General features: G+C 36.8%; 20 protein-coding genes and 2 tRNA genes. 7 read left to right on the top strand and 15 right to left on the bottom strand.

All coding sequences use genetic code 11. From position 1 onward, the window contains the following. Positions 1-14 precede the first annotated feature (14 nt). Together HUS24_RS01965 and mutS are read left to right on the top strand one after the other, a co-directional pair. Positions 15-542, top strand: a complete 528-nt coding sequence (locus tag HUS24_RS01965; RefSeq protein WP_173910375.1) for a hypothetical protein — start codon at positions 15-17, stop codon at positions 540-542. Between the two features lie 377 nt (positions 543-919). After that, positions 920-3,559 carry a DNA mismatch repair protein MutS gene (gene mutS / locus HUS24_RS01960; protein WP_173910374.1) on the top strand — a complete coding sequence of 880 codons (2,640 nt, stop codon included), beginning with the start codon at positions 920-922 and terminating at the stop codon, positions 3,557-3,559. A gap of 191 nt (positions 3,560-3,750) precedes the next feature. Here mutS and HUS24_RS01955 read toward each other — a convergent pair. The 4 genes from HUS24_RS01955 to HUS24_RS01940 form a co-directional block, all read right to left on the bottom strand. Next, positions 3,751-3,824, bottom strand: a tRNA-Trp gene (locus HUS24_RS01955). A gap of 40 nt (positions 3,825-3,864) precedes the next feature. After that, positions 3,865-3,949 (bottom strand) — tRNA-Leu (locus HUS24_RS01950). Between the two features lie 108 nt (positions 3,950-4,057). Next, positions 4,058-4,855 carry a protein kinase gene (locus HUS24_RS01945; protein WP_173910373.1) on the bottom strand — a complete coding sequence of 266 codons (798 nt, stop codon included), beginning with the start codon at positions 4,853-4,855 and terminating at the stop codon, positions 4,058-4,060. After that, positions 4,852-6,363, bottom strand: a complete 1,512-nt coding sequence (locus HUS24_RS01940) for a DUF3336 domain-containing protein (RefSeq protein WP_173910372.1) — start codon at positions 6,361-6,363, stop codon at positions 4,852-4,854. Before HUS24_RS01940 ends, HUS24_RS01945 begins: the two co-directional genes overlap by 4 nt. A gap of 197 nt (positions 6,364-6,560) precedes the next feature. Here HUS24_RS01940 and HUS24_RS01935 point away from each other — a divergent pair, with 197 nt between their 5' ends. Beyond that, the gene (locus HUS24_RS01935; protein ID WP_173910371.1) at positions 6,561-7,433 is read left to right on the top strand and encodes an ATP-binding protein; all 873 of its coding nucleotides are present in this window, start codon (positions 6,561-6,563) and stop codon (positions 7,431-7,433) included. Positions 7,434-7,489: 56 nt separating this feature from the next. On the opposite strand, the gene chrA is transcribed toward HUS24_RS01935, so the two are convergent. Both chrA and HUS24_RS01925 read right to left on the bottom strand, forming a co-directional pair. Then, positions 7,490-8,704, bottom strand: a complete 1,215-nt coding sequence (chrA, locus tag HUS24_RS01930; RefSeq protein WP_173910370.1) for a chromate efflux transporter — start codon at positions 8,702-8,704, stop codon at positions 7,490-7,492. Positions 8,705-8,778: 74 nt separating this feature from the next. Beyond that, positions 8,779-10,311: an esterase-like activity of phytase family protein gene (locus tag HUS24_RS01925; protein ID WP_173910369.1), complete on the bottom strand. Its 1,533-nt coding sequence runs from the start codon at positions 10,309-10,311 to the stop codon at positions 8,779-8,781. A 392-nt stretch (positions 10,312-10,703) separates the two neighbouring features. Between HUS24_RS01925 and HUS24_RS01920 the strand changes: the two genes are divergently transcribed. Next, positions 10,704-11,045, top strand: coding sequence for an Imm51 family immunity protein (locus HUS24_RS01920; RefSeq protein WP_173911375.1), 342 nt, complete (start codon positions 10,704-10,706; stop codon positions 11,043-11,045). Between the two features lie 149 nt (positions 11,046-11,194). Next, positions 11,195-11,632 (top strand): hypothetical protein, encoded by a 438-nt coding sequence (locus HUS24_RS01915; protein WP_173910368.1) that lies wholly within the window; start codon positions 11,195-11,197, stop codon positions 11,630-11,632. Positions 11,633-11,672: 40 nt separating this feature from the next. Here the strand turns inward: HUS24_RS01915 and tsaD are convergent, their stop codons facing one another. Further along, the gene (gene tsaD, locus HUS24_RS01910) at positions 11,673-12,683 is read right to left on the bottom strand and encodes a tRNA (adenosine(37)-N6)-threonylcarbamoyltransferase complex transferase subunit TsaD (RefSeq protein ID WP_173910367.1); all 1,011 of its coding nucleotides are present in this window, start codon (positions 12,681-12,683) and stop codon (positions 11,673-11,675) included. Positions 12,684-12,828: 145 nt separating this feature from the next. Between tsaD and rpsU the strand changes: the two genes are divergently transcribed. After that, positions 12,829-13,044, top strand: coding sequence for a 30S ribosomal protein S21 (gene rpsU / locus HUS24_RS01905; RefSeq protein ID WP_001136722.1), 216 nt, complete (start codon positions 12,829-12,831; stop codon positions 13,042-13,044). Positions 13,045-13,082: 38 nt separating this feature from the next. Continuing rightward, positions 13,083-13,529, top strand: a complete 447-nt coding sequence (locus HUS24_RS01900; protein ID WP_173911374.1) for a GatB/YqeY domain-containing protein — start codon at positions 13,083-13,085, stop codon at positions 13,527-13,529. 280 nt (positions 13,530-13,809) lie between these two features. Here the strand turns inward: HUS24_RS01900 and HUS24_RS01895 are convergent, their stop codons facing one another. From HUS24_RS01895 to HUS24_RS01860, 8 genes are all read right to left on the bottom strand, one after another. Continuing rightward, positions 13,810-14,175, bottom strand: coding sequence for a hypothetical protein (locus HUS24_RS01895; protein ID WP_173910366.1), 366 nt, complete (start codon positions 14,173-14,175; stop codon positions 13,810-13,812). Between the two features lie 109 nt (positions 14,176-14,284). Continuing rightward, the gene (locus tag HUS24_RS01890) at positions 14,285-15,670 is read right to left on the bottom strand and encodes a M48 family metallopeptidase (RefSeq protein WP_173911373.1); all 1,386 of its coding nucleotides are present in this window, start codon (positions 15,668-15,670) and stop codon (positions 14,285-14,287) included. 142 nt (positions 15,671-15,812) lie between these two features. Beyond that, positions 15,813-16,784, bottom strand: coding sequence for a D-glycerate dehydrogenase (locus HUS24_RS01885; protein WP_173910365.1), 972 nt, complete (start codon positions 16,782-16,784; stop codon positions 15,813-15,815). Between the two features lie 34 nt (positions 16,785-16,818). Then, positions 16,819-17,505, bottom strand: coding sequence for a hypothetical protein (locus HUS24_RS01880; protein ID WP_173910364.1), 687 nt, complete (start codon positions 17,503-17,505; stop codon positions 16,819-16,821). Positions 17,506-17,634: 129 nt separating this feature from the next. Further along, complete coding sequence (locus HUS24_RS01875) at positions 17,635-19,524, bottom strand: M48 family metalloprotease (RefSeq protein WP_173911372.1); 1,890 nt, start codon at positions 19,522-19,524, stop codon at positions 17,635-17,637. A gap of 124 nt (positions 19,525-19,648) precedes the next feature. Continuing rightward, positions 19,649-21,193 carry an amidophosphoribosyltransferase gene (purF, locus tag HUS24_RS01870; protein WP_173910363.1) on the bottom strand — a complete coding sequence of 515 codons (1,545 nt, stop codon included), beginning with the start codon at positions 21,191-21,193 and terminating at the stop codon, positions 19,649-19,651. Positions 21,194-21,217: 24 nt separating this feature from the next. Then, positions 21,218-21,808, bottom strand: coding sequence for a CvpA family protein (locus tag HUS24_RS01865; protein ID WP_173910362.1), 591 nt, complete (start codon positions 21,806-21,808; stop codon positions 21,218-21,220). Position 21,809: 1 nt separating this feature from the next. Next, complete coding sequence (locus tag HUS24_RS01860) at positions 21,810-22,814, bottom strand: quinone-dependent dihydroorotate dehydrogenase (protein WP_173910361.1); 1,005 nt, start codon at positions 22,812-22,814, stop codon at positions 21,810-21,812. Between the last annotated feature and the right edge of the window lie 30 nt (positions 22,815-22,844).

The raw sequence follows: 22,844 nt of genomic DNA, 5'->3' as shown, positions 1-22,844 counted from the left end.
AGTGAATTAAAAATATGAAAAAATTAATTTCCGCAACATTATTGACGCTGCTATCAAGCTCAGTTTTGGCAGAAGTAAATGAGTGGACGATGAAAAAAGAAGATGGTAGTCGTTTTTTCTATCTTAGAAATATGCCTGAAGAAAAACTCATAGATCATCAAGGAATTGAGTTGAATATATATTGTACAAATGAAAAACCTATAATCAAAGAGGATGATAACAATATTATCGTGAGTAAAGAGGGAGAAAATTTTGCAAATTTTTTAGGTGATGAATATCTATCATTGAGTATTGATGGGGGACAAAGGTTAAAACCACCATTAACTACAACCTCAAAAGAAGATGCAGAAGCGTGGAATAAAATAGTTAAAGAAATTTCGAAAGCAAATAAAATTGAGGCTTTCAAGAATAATACTAAAATTGCAACTTTTTACCCTATTCAAAATAATGGAAATAAAATCTCTAGTCAGATTTTAGAGTGTAAAGCAGTTAGAGATATGAAAAGATGGAATAAGAAAACAGAAAATTGGAGTAATCCATAACTACGATTAAGTTTTACTTAAGCCTACCTAACGGTGTAATGCCAGCATACTTTTTAGAACACTGTCCATTTTTTAATACCGCCAGCGTAAGTCCTCCATTATTAATACTCTAAACTAGCAGAATAGTCGTGTTAGTCTAGAGTCTTAATAATTTACCCACGTTTTGGCTTTTCCTTTTTATTAATTTATTGATCTTTGCTAAAATTGAAAAATTTACTGAATGATCTCCATTACTGTAAATAAGTTGCCAAAATCAAAATTTAAAAGCTCACTAAAAGTACGATCCTTTTAAAGCTTAATTTATATTTATGCTACTTTTGTAAAATGTGAGAGTCTCAAGTCCCTAATTTCTATTTAATTTAAGGTTTTTATTTTTTATGAATATGACTGAAATCATGGCGAATATTTCAAACCACACTCCAATGATGCAGCAATACTTAAAAGTAAAAGCCGAACATCCACATTCACTCATGTTTTATCGCATGGGTGATTTTTACGAATTATTTTTTGATGATGCACAAAAAGCAGCCAAATTATTAGGGATCACTCTCACCCATCGTGGCAAAACCAACGGCAACCCGATTCCAATGGCAGGTGTCCCTTTTCATGCCGCAGAGGGTTATTTGGCTCGCTTAGTCAAAAAAGGCGAAACCGTTGTGATCTGCGAACAAGTCGGAGAAGTTACAGGTAAAGCGCCTGTTGAGCGTGCTGTGGTACGGATTATTACACCTGGAACATTAACCGACGATGCACTATTAACCGCACATCAAACTTCCAACTTGCTTGCACTGTGTATCCAACAAAATCAAATGGGAATTGCGCTGTTAGACTTAAGTGCTGGTATTTTCAAAGTACAACAGCAAGCATATAAACCTGAAAATTTGCCTTTGGAATTGGCACGTTTGATGCCAAGTGAAATTTTAATTGATGAGGATTTGGTAGATACACATATAATTGAGGCGATTAAAAAACAAATCGAATGCCCAATTACCAAGCGTCCAAATGTTGATTTTAATATTAACAATGCGCAAAAAACCTTATGTGATCAATTTGCTGTGTCAACATTATCGGGTTTTGGGATTGATCATTTACCTTTAGCCAAAGCGGCTGCGGCATCGTTGATTCACTATGCTAAAGAAACTCAAAAAACGGCTTTACCTCATATTCGCTCGATCAAGCTTGAACAAAGTAGTGATTTTATTGCACTTGATCCAGTGACACGCCGTAATTTAGAAATTATTGAACCACTATTTGAACACGGAACTTCTTTATTTTCTTTGATCAATGACACACAAACCGCAATGGGTGGACGTTTACTGAGTCGTACCCTGATGCAACCGCTGCGTGATACGGCAATTTTAGATGCACGTTTAGATGCAATTGATATTTTACTCAAAGGTTATCATGAAGCGCCTGTTCGTCTGGTTTTAAAGGAAATAGGTGATATTGAACGCGTTTTGAGTCGAGTCGCTTTGGGGAGTGCTCGTCCACGTGATTTGGTGCAATTACGTCAAGCATGCGCACAGATTCCATTTTTAAGACATGCACTACAACCGATTTTAAAACAAACAAAATCAACTGAATTATTGCAACAACTTAATCAAGAACTCGGTGATTTTAATGGCTTACATGCTCGCTTGATGTCAGCGATTGTGGAAAATCCACCTGTTTTATTACGTGATGGCAATGTGATTGCTGAAGGTTTTGACAGTGAACTAGATGAATTGCGTAAAATTCGTGATCATGCTGGACAATTCCTAATTGATTTAGAAATACAAGAACGTGAAAATACTGGCATTAGCACCTTAAAAATCGGCTATAACCGTGTCAGTGGTTATTATATCGAATTAACACGTGCACAAGCTGAGCAAGCACCAGAGCATTATATCCGCCGTCAAACTTTAAAAAATGCTGAACGCTATATCACGCCAGAACTCAAAGCCTTTGAAGATAAAGTGCTCTCTAGCGAATCACGCGCATTGGTACGTGAAAAAATATTATTTGAAATGCTCTTGGAAGAGTTACGTGCGGATATTGCCAACTTGCAGATGATGAGCAGTGCCATTGCTCAAATTGACTTGCTAGCAAATTTTGCCCATCAGGCGCGTTTAAACAATTGGAGTCGTCCTGAATATAGTCCCGAGATTGGGGTAAATATCATTGCGGGTCGTCATCCTGTGGTGGAGTCTTTAAGCAAAACTCCTTTCACCCCAAATGATACCCAACTTGATTTTAATCATCGTATGGCGATTATCACTGGCCCAAATATGGGCGGTAAATCGACCTTTATGCGTCAAACAGCCTTGATCAGCTTGCTTGCTTATTGTGGTAGTTTCGTCCCTGCAAAATCAGCACAACTTGGACCAATTGATCGTATCTTTACCCGTATTGGTTCAGCAGATGATTTATCTTCAGGAAAATCAACCTTTATGGTGGAAATGACTGAAACTTCACAAATTTTACATCATGCAACCAATCAGTCCTTAGTCTTAATGGATGAGGTCGGGCGTGGCACCAGTACTTATGATGGTTTATCATTGGCTTGGGCATGTGTGCTTGATTTAACCAAGCGTATTAAATGTTTATGTCTATTTGCTACACATTATTTTGAACTGACTGAACTCGCTAAAGAAAATGCAATTGATAATTATCATGTCACTGCCAAAGAACTCAACGGTAATTTAATTTTATTGCATAAAGTGCAGAAAGGTCCTGCAAGTCAAAGTCATGGCTTACAAGTCGCAAAACTGGCAGGTATTCCTGAAAGTGTAATTAAAGAAGCACAAAAACGTTTAAAAACATTAGAAAAACAGCAACATCAACAACTCAATCACACTGTGCAAAATGATTTATTTACTGATATGCAGGTTGAACCTGAAGTGATTGAAAAAATTATTGAAATCGAAAAGCCTTCTGCTGCATTAGAAGCACTTGCCAATATTGAAGTAGATGACTTAACCCCTCGTGAAGCGTTAGCACAACTGTATCAATTGAAGGATTTATTGAAAAATAAATGAGTTTAACTTTGTTTTTAGACTTTGATCATTCGAACAGGTTTGTTTAAATTACCCTGTTCTTTTTATTCATTTACAATTGAACGCCAGTGATCTAAAACTAGCGTAATGATTATATGTAAAACAAGAATTATAATAAAAAGATGCAATAAAAAAGGGACCTTAAATAAGTCCCTAATTTTACAACTAAATTTTGGCAGAGGATCAAGGACTCGAACCTTGACGAACGGTTTTGGAGACCGTCATGCTACCATTACACCAATCCTCTATTGCAGATTATTAAGTTTTTAAGCTACTTAATAAATGCTTGGTGGGGACGGAGAGACTCGAACTCTCACACCTTGCGGCGCTGGAACCTAAATCCAGTGCGTCTACCAATTTCGCCACGTCCCCAATGGCTGTGTATATTATAGAGATCATTATCGTCTGACAAGTCCTTTTTTCAAAAAATAGACTTATTTGTTTAAATATAAAACAAAATCATCGGTCTTCGCTTTTTGTTTATACAATTTGGCTTAATACTTGTTTTATTTGATAAATATTTATACAACGTTGAGAGATTTGTTTGTTTAACATTTGCTCCAAGATTTCTAAAAATACTGAAAATGACTCAGGTAAATAAATCTTTAAGCTTTGACAATGCAAATACGCCCAATCTTGGTAGGTTTTTGCTTGTAGTTTTTCTTGCGTCAGCCACTCTAGCCAAATAATCCCTAAAGCATAAATATCACTTTGTATAGATTTCGGCTTTGCATGAAAAAGTTCAGGTGCCATATAACGTGGCGTTGCTGTATTTGGCATCTGCTTCACATCATCAAAATGACACGTTTGTTCAAAATCAATTAAACTGACCGCATCATTTAATAGCCTAAAATGTTCTCTTTTCAAATCACCATGAATAAACTCTAATTCATGTAAATTTTCCAGCACATCCAAGCTCTGTTTTAACACCTGTATCACTTTAGAACATGCCATTTCTAAGGGATTGTCAGCAAAAAGTGCATCTGTATGTGCTACACATAGTTCTTGATTTAAATAGCCTGAATAATTTTGCGCGTTATCTTTGATGTCTGAAATCGAAAAATTACACAGAATATTTTGATCTGGTAATTCTAAATAGTTTAACCGTGTATAAATTGCTAATTCATTTAAAAATCCACGTTCATACTCAGCACTCACATGAATAAGTTGGCGTTTGACCCAATATTTACCTGTGGTATTTTCTAGGCAATACACTCTACGCCCAAAGCTTTGGCTTCGGGCAGAATTCAGTGCTTTACCAAGTTGCTGTTTGCTCATGCATCAACGAGTTGTGCTGATGTTGCTTTATTTTTAAGGCTAAATTCTAACACTTCTAAGCAATGTTGAATGGTTTTACCAATACGAGCATGGGTTTCAATACTTGAAATTTTAGGCCAAGTCGCTCGCTCGCCTTCTCTTTGTAAAAGTTGGAAGAGTTCAGGACGAGGATTTTGCAACATATATTGATAATGTTTCAAACTATGATTTCCAATGATATTCACATCGCCATAGTAGCGTTGGTCAATAATGCCATAGCCATGCTCTAAAAGCCTGCGCACTGATGGAATACGTCCCATGCGATCTCGGGTAAAATCCATTACATCCATGGCAATGGTTTTACCATGTTTGCGCACAATCCGCTCTGGCCAACTGAGTAAATCCTTTCTAAAACGCTCAGTATCGGTTTGCATAAATGGGACAATGTGCGGATTTACCTGACTGGCAATGGTGTAATTGATATTATACAAACGTGACATTTTCTCTTGCGGAAAATCGCTGCGCACACTGCCATCAACCCAACGTGTACTCGCAAGATAAGGTGTATGCACCGTATCATAACGTTTCCCTGTTAAGCGTACTGGTGGAAATAAAATCGGAACTGCGCAGGATGCTAGCACAGCACTCCACACCAACAAATCTGGTGCAGTGTATTTGTTCATAATACGCGCATCTTCATGTGACACATTATAAGGTGCAACACTGATATTAATATCTAAGCCAGATTTTTGATAAGCTTCTTCAAAGGTAAAATCCCCCAAATTTTCCACCAAAAACTTCTTTAGATATTTAACATCCGCAAAACCACCATTGCCCTTGAGTAATTCTTTTAGACTTCTAAAATGAAAAGCTTCACTATAAAAATGCTCACCAGATAAAATATCAGGAATCTGACTTGGCTCGGAGATTCCCAGCATTGCCGTCATAATTGCACCTGCGCTTGAGCCAGAGATGACTTTTGGCATGAGGTCTTGTTCCATTAATGCCTTACACACCCCTGTATGAAACAAACCAAGCGTCGCGCCACCTGAAAACATAATTGCAGGATGTCCGTACACCATTTCACAATTTTTAAAAAATTCGATTTTTTCTTTTAAACTTAAATCTTCACATGCCGCAGACGCTACAAATGCCAAGCTTTGACTGACTTCTTCGACATAATCTTCAATCAGTTTTTTAGTGCCTACATAGGTTTCTGTAAAAAGCAATGGATGGGCGATATTAGCAATATCGTGGCTTAAACCTTCACTTAAAATATAGATCAAATCGGCTGTGCGTTTTTGATGGCGATAACGTCTTAAAATATTTAAACGATGCGAAATGATTTCGGCATCAAAATAAGCTGAACTATTATCATATTTCCATTCTTGTGTGCCACTTTCCTCATCGAGTTTAAGTGCGATTGCCTTCCATTCTTCATAATTTTCAGCGTGTTCAAGTTGCCTTTTTAGTTTTTTTATACGATATGCTTGATGTGGGTTAATTTCATGTTTGAATTCTATTTTCATATGCCACAAAATCCTGTGTAATTCACCCTAAAAATAGAGTATTCGATTCATTCGACTATGCGGAATTGTGTTTACATAATCAATTACTAAAAGCGACTATTTCTTGACTAGGATGTTCATTTTCACTGTATCACATTCACAGTTTAAGGATTCTAGTGCTAATATCTCATCAAATGATAATTTTTTAGTGAATGTTTATGGCATCTTTTGATTTACCTGATTCTCTGATCCAATCACTTTCAACCGTGCTTGAACAACTGAAACATGTATTACCCGAACCCAAACAAGAAACTGATTTTTCTGCACCTGCTTATCGTTGGCAAGACAAGCAATTGAAACCTATTTATCAACCTAAGGCGATGCATTTAGACGATTTAAAAGGCATTGAACGTCAACGTGATAAAATTTTGCAAAATACAGAACAATTTTTAAATGGTTTTCCAGCCAATGATATTTTGCTCACAGGTTCTCGTGGTACAGGTAAATCGTCTATTGTGCGTGCGTTATTAACCAAATATCGTGATCAAGGCTTGCGCTTAATTGAAATTGAACGTGATGATTTGTCTGATTTACCTGAAATTCAAAAAATTATTCAAAATCGTCCTGAAAAATTTATCGTATATTGTGATGATTTGGCATTTAATGCAGAGGATGAAAATTATCGAAGTTTAAAAAGTGTTTTAGATGGCTCGTTACAGTCAGGTTCAAGTAATTTTATTATTTATGCAACCAGTAATCGCCGCCATTTATTGCCTGAATTTATGCATGAAAATACCCCTGTCACCAAAGTTGATGTCCCTCAATATAAAGAGTTACACCCTCAAGAAGCGATTGAGGAAAAAATTTCTTTATCAGACCGTTTTGGGTTATGGCTGTCTTTTTATCCAATGGATCAAAATCTGTATTTGGAAATCGTTGAGCATTATTTAGCAAAAGAAAATATGCCTTTCAATGATGAGACTCGTGCGGAGGCTTTACGTTGGTGTCAAAGTCGTGGACAACGCTCTGGTCGTGCAGCGTATCAATTTTCAAAACATTGGATTGGTTCAGAAAAATTAAAAGCCTTATGATTTAAATAAAGTCATAAGTTAAATAAAAATAGACAGCATTTTTACACTGTCTATTTTTATGACATAACAAAAGTATTTAAATAAATATAATAACTCACAAAACTTGCAATCAGTGTTAACCACACAGGTAGTTTCGTTTTTAATAATAAAATTACCACGATGACAAATACAACATCCAACCATTGCACAATATATTTTTCAGTCATTTGTATAATCAAGCATAGTAATAAGCCCACCACTGCGGCATTAATCCCTTGAATGGCTTTATAGATTTTTTGCTGTTGCATCAACCAAGACCAATACGGCAAAGTTCCAAAAACCAATAAAAATGAAGGCAAATAAATCATGATGGTCGCAAGGCTTGCATTGATTAAAGTCGATGATGTAAACGGTAATAATGCACCTAAATAACTGGCAAAACTAAATAAAGGTCCTGGCATTAACTGTGCAATCGCATAACCTAAATCAAATTTTTCATTTGAGATTAAGCCTGTCGCAACAAAATCCTGATGTAACAAGGGCAAAATAATATGCCCACCACCAAAAACTAAAGACGCTGAGCTATAAAAATGTTCAAAGCCTTGTATAAATAATGATGGATGCAAATAATTTAAAATAGGAAATAATAAAAATGGCAAGGCAAATAAGATTAACCAAAAATAGGCTTTAGAACTTTTAAGTTGAAATCGGTTTTTTTCAACCTCTTCATTTTGTTTGGTTTTTTTTTGAGCTAAAAATAATCCCACCATTGCAGCGAGCAATATAACAATAATTTGATTGGCAGATAACGGTACCGCATAAATAAAAATTGCTGAAAACAACATGACGATATATTGCCAAACATGGTGGCAAAGACTGCGTAACATTTGCCAAAATGCCCAAAATACCACAGCCAATACAATCAGTTGAATGATGTGGAAAAAATATAGATTCAGGTTTTCAAAAAAATATTGCCCCAACCATGCTGCGCCTGCCATCAAGATCGCAGAAGGTAAAGTAAAGCCTAACCAAGCACAAAAAGCCCCTGAGTAACCATTTTTTAAATACCCTATGGTGATCCCCACTTGACTACTGGTGGGTCCTGGAATGATTTGCGCTAATGCCAAAACTTTAAAATATTCTTGCTCATCTAACCAGCATAACTTCTTAATCAAAAAATTATGAAATAAAACAATATGTGCCGCAGGTCCACCAAATGCAATGCAGCCTAACCTTAAAAAGGTCATAAAAATATAAAAATTTGAAAATTTAATCTCTGCTGAATGAGTCATAAAAGTACTAATATAAAGTCAATAACAGTGTGATCTCAGCATGAAATCACACTGTTCATCTATAATTTAAAGCATCAAGGTAATGGTTTTAGATCAAGATGATCAATGATATATAAAGTATTTCCATCAATCACTTTTTTATCTTTATCTAAATATTTCTGTTCGAGCACACCTTTATTGACCCAAAGCGCAAAATCATCATCATTGATTAAACCTAAACGTTGTTGATCAATCAGCCATAAACCTTCCATTTTGTCATGTGGAAATTTAACTTGCTTATTCATATCTAAAACTAAAGTTTTTGCAGATGAAACAATATTCAGGGCTTTTAAGCCATCCCAACCTTTTGCTAAAACATATTGCTCTAAAGTTAACCCATCAATAGTCAAACCTAGTTTCTGATCTTGTTTAATTTGGGCAGTTTCTTTGATCTCTTCTAAATTGGTCGCATTACGCAGATCAATTTTATAAACACGCTTAAAGACATCAGGATTGTCTTTGTAAAAATCACCATCACGTTCAAGCACTAAGAATGAAGTGTTGCTTAAAGCAGTAATCGCAGAGTTAGAATATGCCTTTGTACCACCCTCTTGCTTATACAGATATTGTTTTACTGTTTTAGTCGTCAAATCAATCGTCACGATACGAGTTAAATCAGATTTATTAACCTCTGCGTTTGGATTGTCCATTGTGGACTGCATAATCCCAACCAGTGTCTTACCATCAGGCGTGATGGTTAAACCTTCCATGCCACGATTTGGACGACGCTTTGAAAATTCAGCAGGTAACAAATATCCTCCAACACGGCGATTATCCTCTGCAAACGCATTGATACGGTCTATTTCTTTGCCATTCGCATCATAATGTACAATATGCGGACCATACTCATCACTCACCCAAAACGTTCCATCAGCAAGCGCAACGATCCCCTCAGGATCTAAACCATATTCATCAGTTTGCTGTTTGAGTAATTTTCCATACACATCATACGCTGCTTCTTTGGTCGCACCAAAGTTGAGATTCGGCAATCCTGTGATATTTTTGCCTGTACGATCTTTTAATAAAATTTCTTTCAGTTTTTTGACAGTACCATCGCTTTGCACTTCAAATAAACCCATGCGTGGCGTATAACTTGGATCTGGGAACATTTTCCCATTGTCTTTATTTAAATTATAATCTGCGTTTGGCCCACGATCTGTCAGCGCATAAAATTGATTTTTTTCAGTGGGATGAGCTACCAAATCCGACCCAAAACCACCACGACGAAACTCGATATTATTGCCTGCTTTTGCACCGTCTGCGATGCCTTTAATGTCCATAATTTCATAACTTAGACGGACACCATTGGCAAATACATTTTTTGTTAAACACACATTTTCTGTTTTTTGAATTTCATTTATATCTAACTTACCATTAGTATTTAAATCCAAACCACTCGATTTAGCAGTTCCACCCAACCAACAATTTTTGTCAGCAAATTTCAAAGGTGTTTCTTGTGTTAATATTTTAGGCTCAGGTTTACTTGTATCCCCATTATCCTTATCATTTCCACACCCAACCAAAGTCATCGCCGTTAAAATTGAGAGTGCCAAAAGCTGTTGTTTCATTGTTGTTTTTCACACTGATAAATTGTGTTTCGATGCTAATGGGCTTCAATGACAAATCTATGAAATTTTTATTTTTTTGAAATGTGTTCAAACTGTATTTTTCTTATTTCTCATAAATATCACATTTAAATCATGATCCATTTCATAATTTCAACAATGCCGAACGTCAATCGGCTTTACACTAAAAATCATAGTTCAACTTAAAAATCATATTCCAATAAAGCGAGATCATAATGAGTATTCATAATTTTAAAGAAATCATTCAGCCTTTCTTTTGGGTAGAACATGAAAATAGCTGTTCTGTGTATTTGAGTGATTTAGATTTCCGGTGGTGTTCTAAATTGTATGCTAGTTAAATCTGTCAATAGAAAAATTGAAAATGCATAAATTAAATTCATTGTATTTTCAAAGTATCACGACACTTACATGGCGAGCAAAATATAGTCAGCATACTTTTTGAAACACCTCCAGATTTCCAATCGCAAATTTTTCAAAGTCGTGCTGATGAAGGTGTCGAAGGCAATGGTTATGATTGGGCATCATTGGCCAGTGCTTATGTAGATAAGCAACTTCCTGAATTGGTTGAAGTTGTTAAATTTGATCCTGAAGCAGATATGTTTTGTGCTTATTCAGATGATGCTGAAGCATTAAAGAAATTTATTCTCATTTTTAGACAGGCTTTAGATAAACCTGAGTTTATGATTGAAATATTTTCAGATGCAGAGTTGGATTAATTATATTAAAAAATCATTCACCATTAAATAATTTATTAATATTATTTCCATACCAACTGTTAAAATACCTAAATCTAGGTATAGTTTAAACCTGCCATTTAAAATATTTTAATATCTCCACACATTATAAAGGTGTAGAGGTAAAAATCATGAATGGTGTTAAATTAAACTTAACTGAAAATAATGAATATTTAGAGTTAGAGCACATTAGTTTAGACGGACAGAAATATATTGTAGGTTATCCAAAATCAGCGGGTTACACTCTTGAAGGTTTAACGAATGAACTTTCTCAGGTTAATCTAATTACAGAGCTTGAAAATAAAGATGATTTTAAAGAGTTAGAATGGGTTCCAAACTCAATAAGTAAAACATCGACAGACGCTCAACATATTGGGATTAAAAGTGGTGAGGTTATAGAGTCTCCACATATATATTTCAAATATCGTATTAATTTTATCAATACTAAAGGATGGAAATTTTACTTTAAAGATAAATCTGGAGATGTATATAGTTGTAGAACTTTCAGAAATGGTCCTCATTACATTGACTTCAACTCTGAGCATCCAACAATTATTGGCGTAAAATAATTAAAAAGAGGCAAATGCCTCTTTTTCTTTGACTAAAAATCTATTCAGGCTTGCTTAATTCAGTCATCGGCCAACGTGGTGTGGTGGTAACTGACAAACCATCTTTTTGTCCTGCTTTTAAACGCTGATATCCTGCAAAAGCAATCATTGCACCATTATCAGTACACAGTGCAGGTTCAGCATAATACACAGTCGCTTTGATTTTTGCTAAATCTGCTTCAAGACGTTCACGTAAACGTTTGTTGGCACTCACCCCACCTGCGATCACCAAACGTTTTAAACCTGTTTGCTTTAGTGCTTTCACAGATTTTTTGACTAAGGTATCGACTAAAGCTTCTTGAAATGAAGCTGCAATATCCGCATCACGATTTTCACCGTCTAGTTTTTTCAGTTGCACTGAAACCGCAGTTTTTAGACCACTAAAAGAAAACTCCAAACCTTGATGCAACATTGGGCGTGGAAATTCAAAGGCATTTTTATCGCCTTGTTCTGCTAAACGGGAAATATTTGGGCCACCCGGATAAGGAAGTTTCAACATTTTTGCAACTTTATCAAAGGCTTCCCCTGCTGCATCATCTATAGACTCACCTAATATTTCATATTCACCAATGCCATGTGCTGCCATCAGTTGGGTATGTCCACCAGAAACCAATAAAGCGACAAACGGAAATTCTGGTGGTTGAGCAGATAAAAGTGGTGCAAGCATATGACCTTCCATATGATGCACTCCAATTGCAGGTTTATTGAGTGCAAATGCCAATGTGCGACCAAATAATGCACCTGTCATCAGTGCGCCCATAAGACCCGGTCCACGCGTATAAGCAACCGCATCAATCTCGGATTTGTTCACACCACTTTGTTCAAGCAATTGATTAATCAATGGAATTAACTTTCTTACATGATCACGTGAAGCAAGTTCAGGCACCACACCACCGTACTCAGCATGGAGTTTAATTTGACTATACAGTACCTGACCTCTTAAGCCGACTTCACTGTCATAAAGCGCCAAACCTGTCTCATCACAGGAAGTTTCCAAGCCGAGAACGATCATTAAATTGCCTTTTACCCGTATCAAAATATTGCTAAAGCTATTATAGACTTGTGATATGAGATGTAAATGAGTAAAATACTGTCCTTCACTTGTGATCAAGGGTAATTCAACCCTGATCTTATCCATAAACCAATGAGGATTCTTCATGCCACAAGTTAAATTGAAAGAAGGCGAACCAGTAGACGTAGCTATCCGTCGTTTCAAACGTTCATGCGAAAAAGCAGGTGTTCTTGCTGACGTTCGTAAACGTGAATTCTACGAAAAACCTACTCAAGAACGTAAACGTAAAAAAGCTGCTGCTGTTAAACGCTACCAAAAGAAATTGGCGCGTGAATCAGTACGTACTACTCGCCTTTACTAAGATTTATTTGTGAATGATTGACTGACTGGACAATTTCAATGACTACTTTAAAAAACCAAATCACTGACGTTTTGAAAGCCGCTATGCGTGCCAAAGAAATGGATAAGTTAACGGTAATTCGTGGTCTACAGGCAGCAATCAAGCAAATCGAAGTCGATGAGCGCATAGAGCTTGACGATACTCAGGTTCTTGCGGTCATTGAAAAGCAAATCAAACAACGCAAAGAGTCGGTTAAAGCCTTTTTAGGTGCTAATCGCGAAGATTTAGCTAGTAAAGAACAAGCCGAAATTGAGGTTTTATCTCAGTTTCTACCTGAAGCTATGTCAGAGGACGAGCTTGATTCTCTCATTGCGCAAACCATTGAAGCGCAAGGTGCTACTAGCATGAAAGATATGGGTAAGGTGATGAATTCTCTACGTCCGATCATAGCCGGACGTGCCGATCCTGCACAAGTTTCAGCAAAAATTAAAGCAAAACTTGCTTAATTTCCCGATCTAAAAAATCTTTTATTGTTTGGTTTGGTCTATTTAAACAGAGATTTAAAAAATTATTTTGCAATGAAATAATTGATTTGTTTGAATAGTCCAAATTGATTTAATTCTTTTTCTAACACTATACAAACTCAATAAATCCATATTTCAATCTTCACCATAGATCAGAGAGTTAAAGTTTTCTATAAATCCAATAAACTAGAGTACGCCTAGTTAAGCATACTTTTTTATTATTTATTCTAAAATCAATAACCTATAAATCAATTTCTAAAATTTAACTATTGTTTAGATCGCACTGAATATTATATTTTTTTAAAATTTGCATTTCAGGTGAACTATTTACTTTATTAATCACATCTTGCTTTGTCATCGACATATATGAAGGCGGTAAGTTACTGCGATTTTCATCGGTTGCTTTATACATGTTATCCACATAGGTTTTAACAATATCGCAATACTGCGCCTTTTGCTTCGCATCAAACTGAGTGATTTGTGGATTTAAACTGCGCAAAAAGCTTTTCATTTGCGTATTATATTGTGTTGAGATCTTTTCAACTTGACGTGCATAACGCTCTGCTGAATCCGCAAATACCAACTGTGTAGACCCCATTAACACCAAAACTGCAATTATTTTTTTCATAGACTTACTTAAAACTTAAAAAATTATTTTAGAACAAGATTAACTTTTTCTATAGAAAATAGATATTTATATTTGTTACAAAGTGAAGATTTAAACAATTTTTATCAACTTAAATACGTAGTTTACGGTCATCTTGCATTGTTTTTAAACGGCTATCAATGCGTGCACGCATGGCATTATTATCTTTTGCCAAACGCTGCGCGTGTAATAAAGATTTAATCGCATTTTCTTCATCACCACCCCAATATTGCGCTTCAGCGCGATAACGCAATACATTCACCGTCCGCATCGGATTATTTTGATCTAAATTGGAAGCTTGTTGTAATAACTGCCAACCTTGAATATCTGTTTTATTTTTATTTACAAAACGATTCACCAATTTTTCAGCATCTTTACCCTTATTTTGGCGAATTAATACTTCAGCTAATTTATAAGTCAGCGCTCTATTTTCAGGCATAATGCGTTGTTTATTAATAATGGTTTGATAGGCATCTTCAATTTTATTTTGCCCCAGATATACATCAGTTTGAATAATATTAAATAATGTGTAATCAGGATTCATTTTTCTCGCAGTGTTTAAATAACTCTGTGCCTGCACATAATCACCTTGACGTAGGTTATATTCGCTTGCTGCCAACAACCCTGCATAATTATTTTGCTTTACCAATGTATCAAGTTGTTGTTGTGAGGTTTGCCCTGAAACGGCTGCAGTGTACCATTTAATCAGATCAAATTCTTGTTGGTTATTATTAAAAGGCACACGTGGGAATTGATTGGCACGTAAGCGTGCTTCACTCATACGCTCAGTAGTTAAAGGATGGGTTAACCAAAAATCAGGCAAAAAGCTTAAACGACTGGTTGCTCGATGCATCGTTTCAAAAAAATCTGCCATGCTTTCAGGATTATAGCCTGCGTTATACATAAACTGCATCCCAATACGATCCGCCTCCCGCTCTTGGTTACGGCTATAACTGAGCTGTTTATCCCAAAGTGCAGCCTGAGTTCCTAGCATCACTGCACTTCCCACATCACCATCTGCTTTTGAGGCTAATGCAGCGCCAACAATAATACCCGCCAAAGCCAATAAGCCCTGTCCTTTAAAGGCTTCTTGCGAGCGACTGTAGTGGCGCTGTGTGACATGCGCAATCTCATGCGCCATCACACCGACAACTTCATCCATACTTTTTGATGAAGTCACCATCCCTGTATTTAAAGCAAATAAACCACCAGGTACAGCAAAAGCATTAATTTGAGGGTCTTTGACAATCACCAAACCGATGGGTGAACCAATTTGGGTTTGACTTAAAATTTTAGAAAAGACCAACATAAATTGATCTTCTAACCACGGGTTTTGCACAATCGGCATTTGGTGTTGAACTTCACGAAAGACTTTCTCACCAATCATTTTTTCTTTTTGCTGATCAATTAAACCCACACCACCACCAATGTCAGGAATCTCTAACTGTGGGCTATGTATAGGATAGAAATCTTCCATTGCATTTACCGTACAACTCAGACTTAAACCCAGTGTCAGCAAAATCTTTTTCAATGCCATGCTCTAACAGATATTTACTGCCACTATAGCATCGGATTTAGCACAAATTCGAGACAAAATGTAGCAGTTTTTTAACAACATTTTAGTTGGAAAAACTTTCATTCACTAAATAACGTGGGGTACGTTCTTCAAGCGCATCGACAAGATTTTGATAAGCTAAATTTGCCATTTTTTTACGTGTTTCTGCCGTTGCTGACCCGACATGTGGCAATGTCACGACATTTTCTAAACTAAACAATGGTGACGCTTGTAACGGTTCTTTTTGATAAACATCCAAACCTGCGGCAAAAATTTTACCTTGCTGTAATGCTTCAATCAATGCTTGCTCATCCACCACTGAACCACGTGAAATATTCACAAAAACAGCATGTTTCTGCATCAAATCAAAAGCACTTGCATCTATTAAAGCCTTTGAATCCGCATTTAAATCAACAGCAACCACAACAAAATCAGATTGTTGTAATAAATCTTTTAAACTTCGATATTGTGCATTTAAAGGTTGTGCCAACTCTAATTTTTCACGGCGATTATGGTACAAAATATTCATATTAAAACCATAAAAACCACGCCGAGCCACCGCTGCACCAATATGCCCTAGACCAATAATTCCGAGTGTTTTTCCAAAAATATCTTGTCCAAATTGGGCTGTACCTACCGTTCTTGTCCACTGTCCTTGTTTAGTCCATTGATCTAAATTCGGGACTTTACGTGCTGCACTCATCAGCAAAGTAAAAGCCAAATCTGCAGTTGTTTCAGTCAGTACATGTGGTGTATGACTTAGCCAGATTTTCTTTTGATTTAAATAACTGAGATCATAATTGTCATAACCAACACTGACTGAAGAAATGATTTTTAGCTTTTGTGCAGTGGCTAAATTTTTTTCATTGAGTACGCGCCCAGCCCCAATCATGCCATCCGCATCGATAAGTTCACGCTGAATTTGCACATTAACATCGCCGATTTTTGGGTTGATGACCACGACCTGATACTGCGCTTGTAATTTCTCTAAAATTTCGCTGTCTATTTGACTAAATATCACAACTTTCTTTTGCATGACATCTCCCTGTTGTTTTGCATTCACAATAATTCTAATTCACTGGTGATTTCTGCATAAACTTCCACAAACGACGTTTTAATTTCGGCTGCGCTAACATTTCTTGTAAACTTGCCAATTGGATCGCATCCGTATTTTTTAAGTGTGAAATTTCACCCAAAGTGATGATCACTTTATCGTGTTTCAAAGCATCCAAAAAACCCTGAATATACATGTGTACGCCTCGTCCATCTTGAAACTGCGTCACAGGAAATGGCCATTTCAACTCAAAATACTCACTGATCAAAGCATTTTGAATGTTTAGCCAAAGCGTGTGTTGTTCTGTACTAATTTGTGTTGCATCAATCACAATCACACAACTTTTTAAACAAATGGCTTGTAACTCAAAAGCTGCAAGTTTTTGTATTTCTACCGTTTCAGTCGGACGATTGATTGGCTGTATATCTAAAGCAACTTCAGTATGTTGAATAGATTCAGCCTGTGTTTGAATGGGTAGTTGTTCTGATTGTGGCTGTGCAGGAACAATATCTTCTACCGCAACAGTTTCCGTTTGAAACTGTACATCTGATATGACATCTTCTGATACAATTTCAGGTGCTGCGGTGTCACGATATAATTGGCTTTGCATGTGACGCACAGGTACATCCAGCTTGGGAACCCAGACATCGATTCCCATCGCAGCTAAAATACTTCGCTGGTGTTGTTGTACGCTCACATTCATCACATTATTCAACTTTCAATTCGCTACATATTCTACCGAGCTTTGCAGACTTTTGTTGTGATTTATATTCATCAGCATATTAAATCAACAGATTACCCTAAAATAGTATGCAGATCAAAAAGTTAAGCCCTAGATAATCATCACACTATTTTTCTTATGCATTTGATCAACAATTTCCTCAGTTTCAAAACCTAAACGCCAATACAGCAATTCCAAAACATCTAATTCATCTTGGGTAATGATACGATCATGCCATAAACACACTTCAGCAACACCCAAGATACTTAGGCGATCTCGCAACAACAAACCCGCGATGTCATTTAAAACTTCGCTTAAATCAATGGGTTCATCTGAAATTTCACGAAATAACTCTAATTCTTCTTTGCTTAAAACTCGCTGTAAAATGTCATAGCGGACCTCAAGCTGATTTTCACTATTGATCTGTTGCACATGTAGTAAGGCATCAATCAAACGCACGATTTGTGGTTTAACCGTTTCTAAAGACGAAGGCGTATGTAATGGCAGTAAATTTAGTTCTGCTTTGACTCGTTCAATTAACAATGCATCCAATAAACCAATCTCACCATCTTCCTGAATAATTTTAGCCAGTTTTGTCACGAATTGGCGTGCGCTGGTTGCAGGCATATTGCCCAAATTGGCACAGGCATCATGAAAAATTTGGATATGTACACGCCCATCTAAATTTAATAAAGCATCCACAATCGCACGACTAACTTCTGCATTTGATGGAATAAATTCACGATATTGACGGATCATTAAAATCGCCACCATCACTTCACGTGAACCTGTTGAGGTCTGCATCGCACGTTGCAACAAGTCTGGACGCTGCATTTGGCAGCGTACTTCAGAGTTTAATGGCTTAATTGCATCATTCAGTGCAAAACTAATCGGTGATAAACGAATCAATGGCAAAGGTTGTGGTGAAATCCAAGGACTATAGGTTTCAGTGTTTAATTCTTCCAAAGGACGCATCAAGACAAACAAGGGTTGGCTGCGTAATTTTTTTAAATTTTCAATTTGCAAATCTTGCAACAGGGTTGGATTCAATTCATAAATGCGATCTTCAATACTCGGATGAATATTCAGCCAACTTTGCGGACTGAGTGAGTTTGCAAAACACATATGTGCAATAGATTCAGAATATTCACTATGAATTTGTGAGCCTGCATGATGCACATAAATCCTCAATAAAGTTTGGATATTGGCACTATTCAACATCAAACGTTTGGCTTTGTAATCGTTATAAAATGTTCGTCCACCTAAAGTAAAATATTTAATTAAACGGGAAATTAAAATTCCCATACTGCCAATTAGCCAAATCACCCCACCCACTGCCACAAAACTGGTTTCAAATTTATGGCGGCGACTTTTTTCATATACACCAAAACCTTGTTTCGCAATTTTACTGCCCAACTGACTAAATGATGTTAAACCACTATACAAAATTTTTAGGCGGGTATTTTCTTTGGCTTCACCTGACAAGATTTGATTAAACTCATGCCCTAATAAGCCATAAAGCTCTAATTCATCTAAATTTTGTAAAGCACCCCACGTCAAAATAATTACTGTATCTCGTGGATGAAACCCTGCTGTTAAAGCATTTACCCCAACTTCATCTGGCAGCACATACACGGAAGGTACATCAATATCAAAATTCTCAGCGAGTTTTTCAGTAATTTTTAATGCTACATTTTCTTCAGGCGTACTTTCGATCAAACTTAAACGACGGGCTTTTAATTGTTTTGCTAAAGAATGTCCACCTTCACGAAATACATAAAACTCATAAACAATCGAGCTTAAAATCACAGTCAATAAAAGCCCAACACAAAATGGACTCAAAAAATGCCAAAATATTGACTCTAAAGGATCAACATAATGAACCAATAAGCCTAAAACCGTATTTAAAATAAAAATCGTAATCAGTACAGCAACTGAGCAAATACTTGCAGACCACAGTATATTTTTGTTTTTTATTAAATAATGGCTGACATCTTTCAATGTAAACATCCTCATTACATTGTTAGGATATTAAGAACATGATACAGGATTTATCATGCGAAATATCATAAAGTAAAAAAGCGGGAATTACCCGCTTTTTAAGAGTTTCACCCTATTGTAGGGCTTAAGCACCTTCTTTAATACCACTTAAATCAACCGATGCTGCATCGATATTGACATCAATATAGCCATCTTTTTCTTTTTTCGCTAAATCACTGCGACTATTTTCCAGATTAGTGAGATATTGTGCGTCAATATCACCTGTCACATAAATACCATCAAAAACAGAGCAGTCAAAATCTTCAACTTCAGGTACTTTATGGGTTTTAACAGCCGCTTTTAAATCATCCAAATCTTGGAAAATCAGACGATCAGCACCAATAATATCTTGAATTTCTTCAACAGTACGATGTGATGCAATCAATTCAGCTTTTGCTGGCATATCAATACCATACACGTTTGGATATTTCACCATAGGCGCTGCTGAAGCAAAATACACTTTCTTCGCACCTGCATCACGTGCCATTTGAATGATTTCATTACACGTTGTACCACGTACAATAGAATCATCTACCAACAATACGTTTTTACCCTTAAACTCAAGCTCTACTGGGTTAAGTTTTTGGCGTACTGATTTTTTACGTTGCTGTTGACCTGGCATGATAAAGGTACGACCAATGTAACGGTTTTTCATAAACCCTTCACGGAATTTCACACCCAACGCATTTGCCAACTCTAAAGCAGAGGTACGACTGGTATCGGGAATCGGAATCACCACATCAATGTCATGGTCCTCTCCCCAATCACGAAGAATTTTCTTCGCTAATGTTTCACCCATTTTCAAACGTGCTTTATACACAGAAATACCATCAATGGTCGCATCTGGACGTGCAAAATAGACATATTCAAAAATACATGGACGATAACGTGAGTTTTCCGCACATTGCTGAGTAAACAATTCACCTTGATCATTGATGAAAATCGCTTCACCTGGCGCAATATCACGCTCGACTTTAAAGCCAAGTGCAGTGATCGCAACCGACTCAGACGCAATGATATATTCTTTTTCACCAGTTTCAGTTAAACGTGAACCATAAATCAGTGGACGAATACCATTTGGATCACGGAAACCAACAATCCCATGTCCCGTAATCATTGCAACCACACCATAAGCACCTTTACAACGCTCATGGACACGTTTTACGGTATGGAAAATGTCTTCCGCTTTGGGTGCTAAAGTGCCACATTTTTGTAATTCATGTGCAAATACGTTTAATAGCACTTCAGAGTCAGAGTCAGTATTCATATGACGTAAGTCAGTTTTGAATAGATCATCATGAATTTCAGCAGCATTGGTTAAATTACCATTGTGTGCAAGTGTAATCCCATAAGGCGAGTTTACATAAAATGGCTGTGCTTCCGCACTACTCGATGAACCTGCCGTTGGATAACGTACATGTCCAATCCCATAGTTTCCAAGTAATGCACGCATATGACGGGTATGGAATACATCACGCACCATACCATTGTCTTTTCTGAGAAATAATCGACCGTTATGACAAGTTACAATCCCAGCTGCATCCTGTCCTCGATGTTGTAACATCGTTAACGCATCAAATAACATTTGGTTAACAGGTGATTTACCGGCTATACCAACGACTCCACACATAGCTACCTCGCAGACCAGCTAGGATTAATAAAACGGGTTCTTGGTTGAGTGTGCCGAGCGATCTTCTGGCGAGGAAGACCGACTCGAAGACTCATTTTTTGAAGTATCATCGAGATGATCTTCAGCATGAATATGATTGAGCGCTTCATTGGCAGCATCCTTAGACAGAGCTGTTGCTAAAGGCGCATAAGGTAAAAGTGTTTGAATGACTTTTGATTGTTTCCAAACAGGCGAACTTTCCACCCATGGACCTAATCCTTGCATAGTTATGAGGACGATGAACAAACCTTTCAAGGTGCCCAAGGTGCCTCCTGCTAAACGGTTGAGTGGCCCAAGCTTAAAAGTCTTTAGAATTTTATTGAGTAATGCAGACACAATCCATGTCAAAACCACAATAATTAAAACAATAAATGCAAATGCAGCAATTTTTTGCACTACAGGATCTTGACTGAGTACTTGCATGGCAGGTGCGAAAACTGCTGAATATTTTGCTGCAACAATCAATGCAAAAATCCAACCGACTAAGTTCGCAAAGGCATTGACGAATCCTTTTCGCAAACCGTTTAGCCCTCCAATGAGCAAAAGTACAAGTACAATAATATCAATGGTGTTCATTTTAGGTCATGGCATCAACGCAATCTTTAATTAAAACTGGACCTGTATAAATCATACCACTATAAATTTGTACTAAACTTGCACCTGCTTGTTGTTTTGCAACCGCATGTTCACCAGATAAAATGCCACCAACACCAATCAAAGGAATTTGACCTTTAAGCAATTTTGAAAAAGCGGCTAAACATGCAGTACTTTTTTCAAATACAGGCGCACCCGACAAACCACCTACTTCATCACCAAATGGTAAGCCTTCAACACCGTCACGAGACAAAGTGGTATTGGTGACAATTAAACCATCAATTTTAAACTCTAAAAGTTGAGAAGCGATAAATTGGATGTCACTTGCTTCCAAGTCTGGCGCAACTTTTAACACCAAAGGGACATAATGCTGATGCTCTTCAGCAAGTTCCAGTTGACGATTTTTCAATGTTTCTAACAGTTCTGTTAAAGCATGACCGCTTTGTAATGAACGCAAGTTTTTTGTATTTGGTGAAGAAATGTTCACTGTAATATAAGAAGCGTAGTTATAAACTTTTTCTAAACAAATCAAATAATCAGAAACCGCATCTTCTACAGGCGTAGTGGCATTTTTACCAATATTAATACCCAAAATACCTTTAAATTTGGCAGCTTTTACATTTTCAACCAGTTGATCAACGCCAGCATTATTGAACCCCATACGGTTAATAATGGCTTTTGCTTCAGGAATGCGAAATAAACGAGGTTTTGGATTACCTTCTTGTGGTTTTGGAGTAATGGTACCAATCTCAATAAAACCAAAGCCTAATGCAGCTAAGGCATCAATATATGCACCATTTTTATCTAAACCTGCGGCTAAACCCACTGGGTTTGGAAATTCAATTCCCATACAAGTGATAGGTTTAGGTGCAATTTTTTGACGCATTGCGCCCACTTTATGCGCTGATTTTAACAGCGATAATGTCAGCTCATGTGCACGCTCCGGTGCTAAAGAAAACAACATTGGGCGAGCAAGTGAATACATCATAGCTAGAAAAGTCTACTGCTTTTTAAGTTG

This window comes from Acinetobacter sp. Marseille-Q1618 (genome assembly GCF_902809855.1).
Taxonomy (GTDB): Bacteria; Pseudomonadota; Gammaproteobacteria; order Pseudomonadales; family Moraxellaceae; genus Acinetobacter.
The sequence above is the reverse complement of the archived record's forward strand: the minus strand, read 5'-3'. Positions and strand labels throughout refer to the sequence as shown.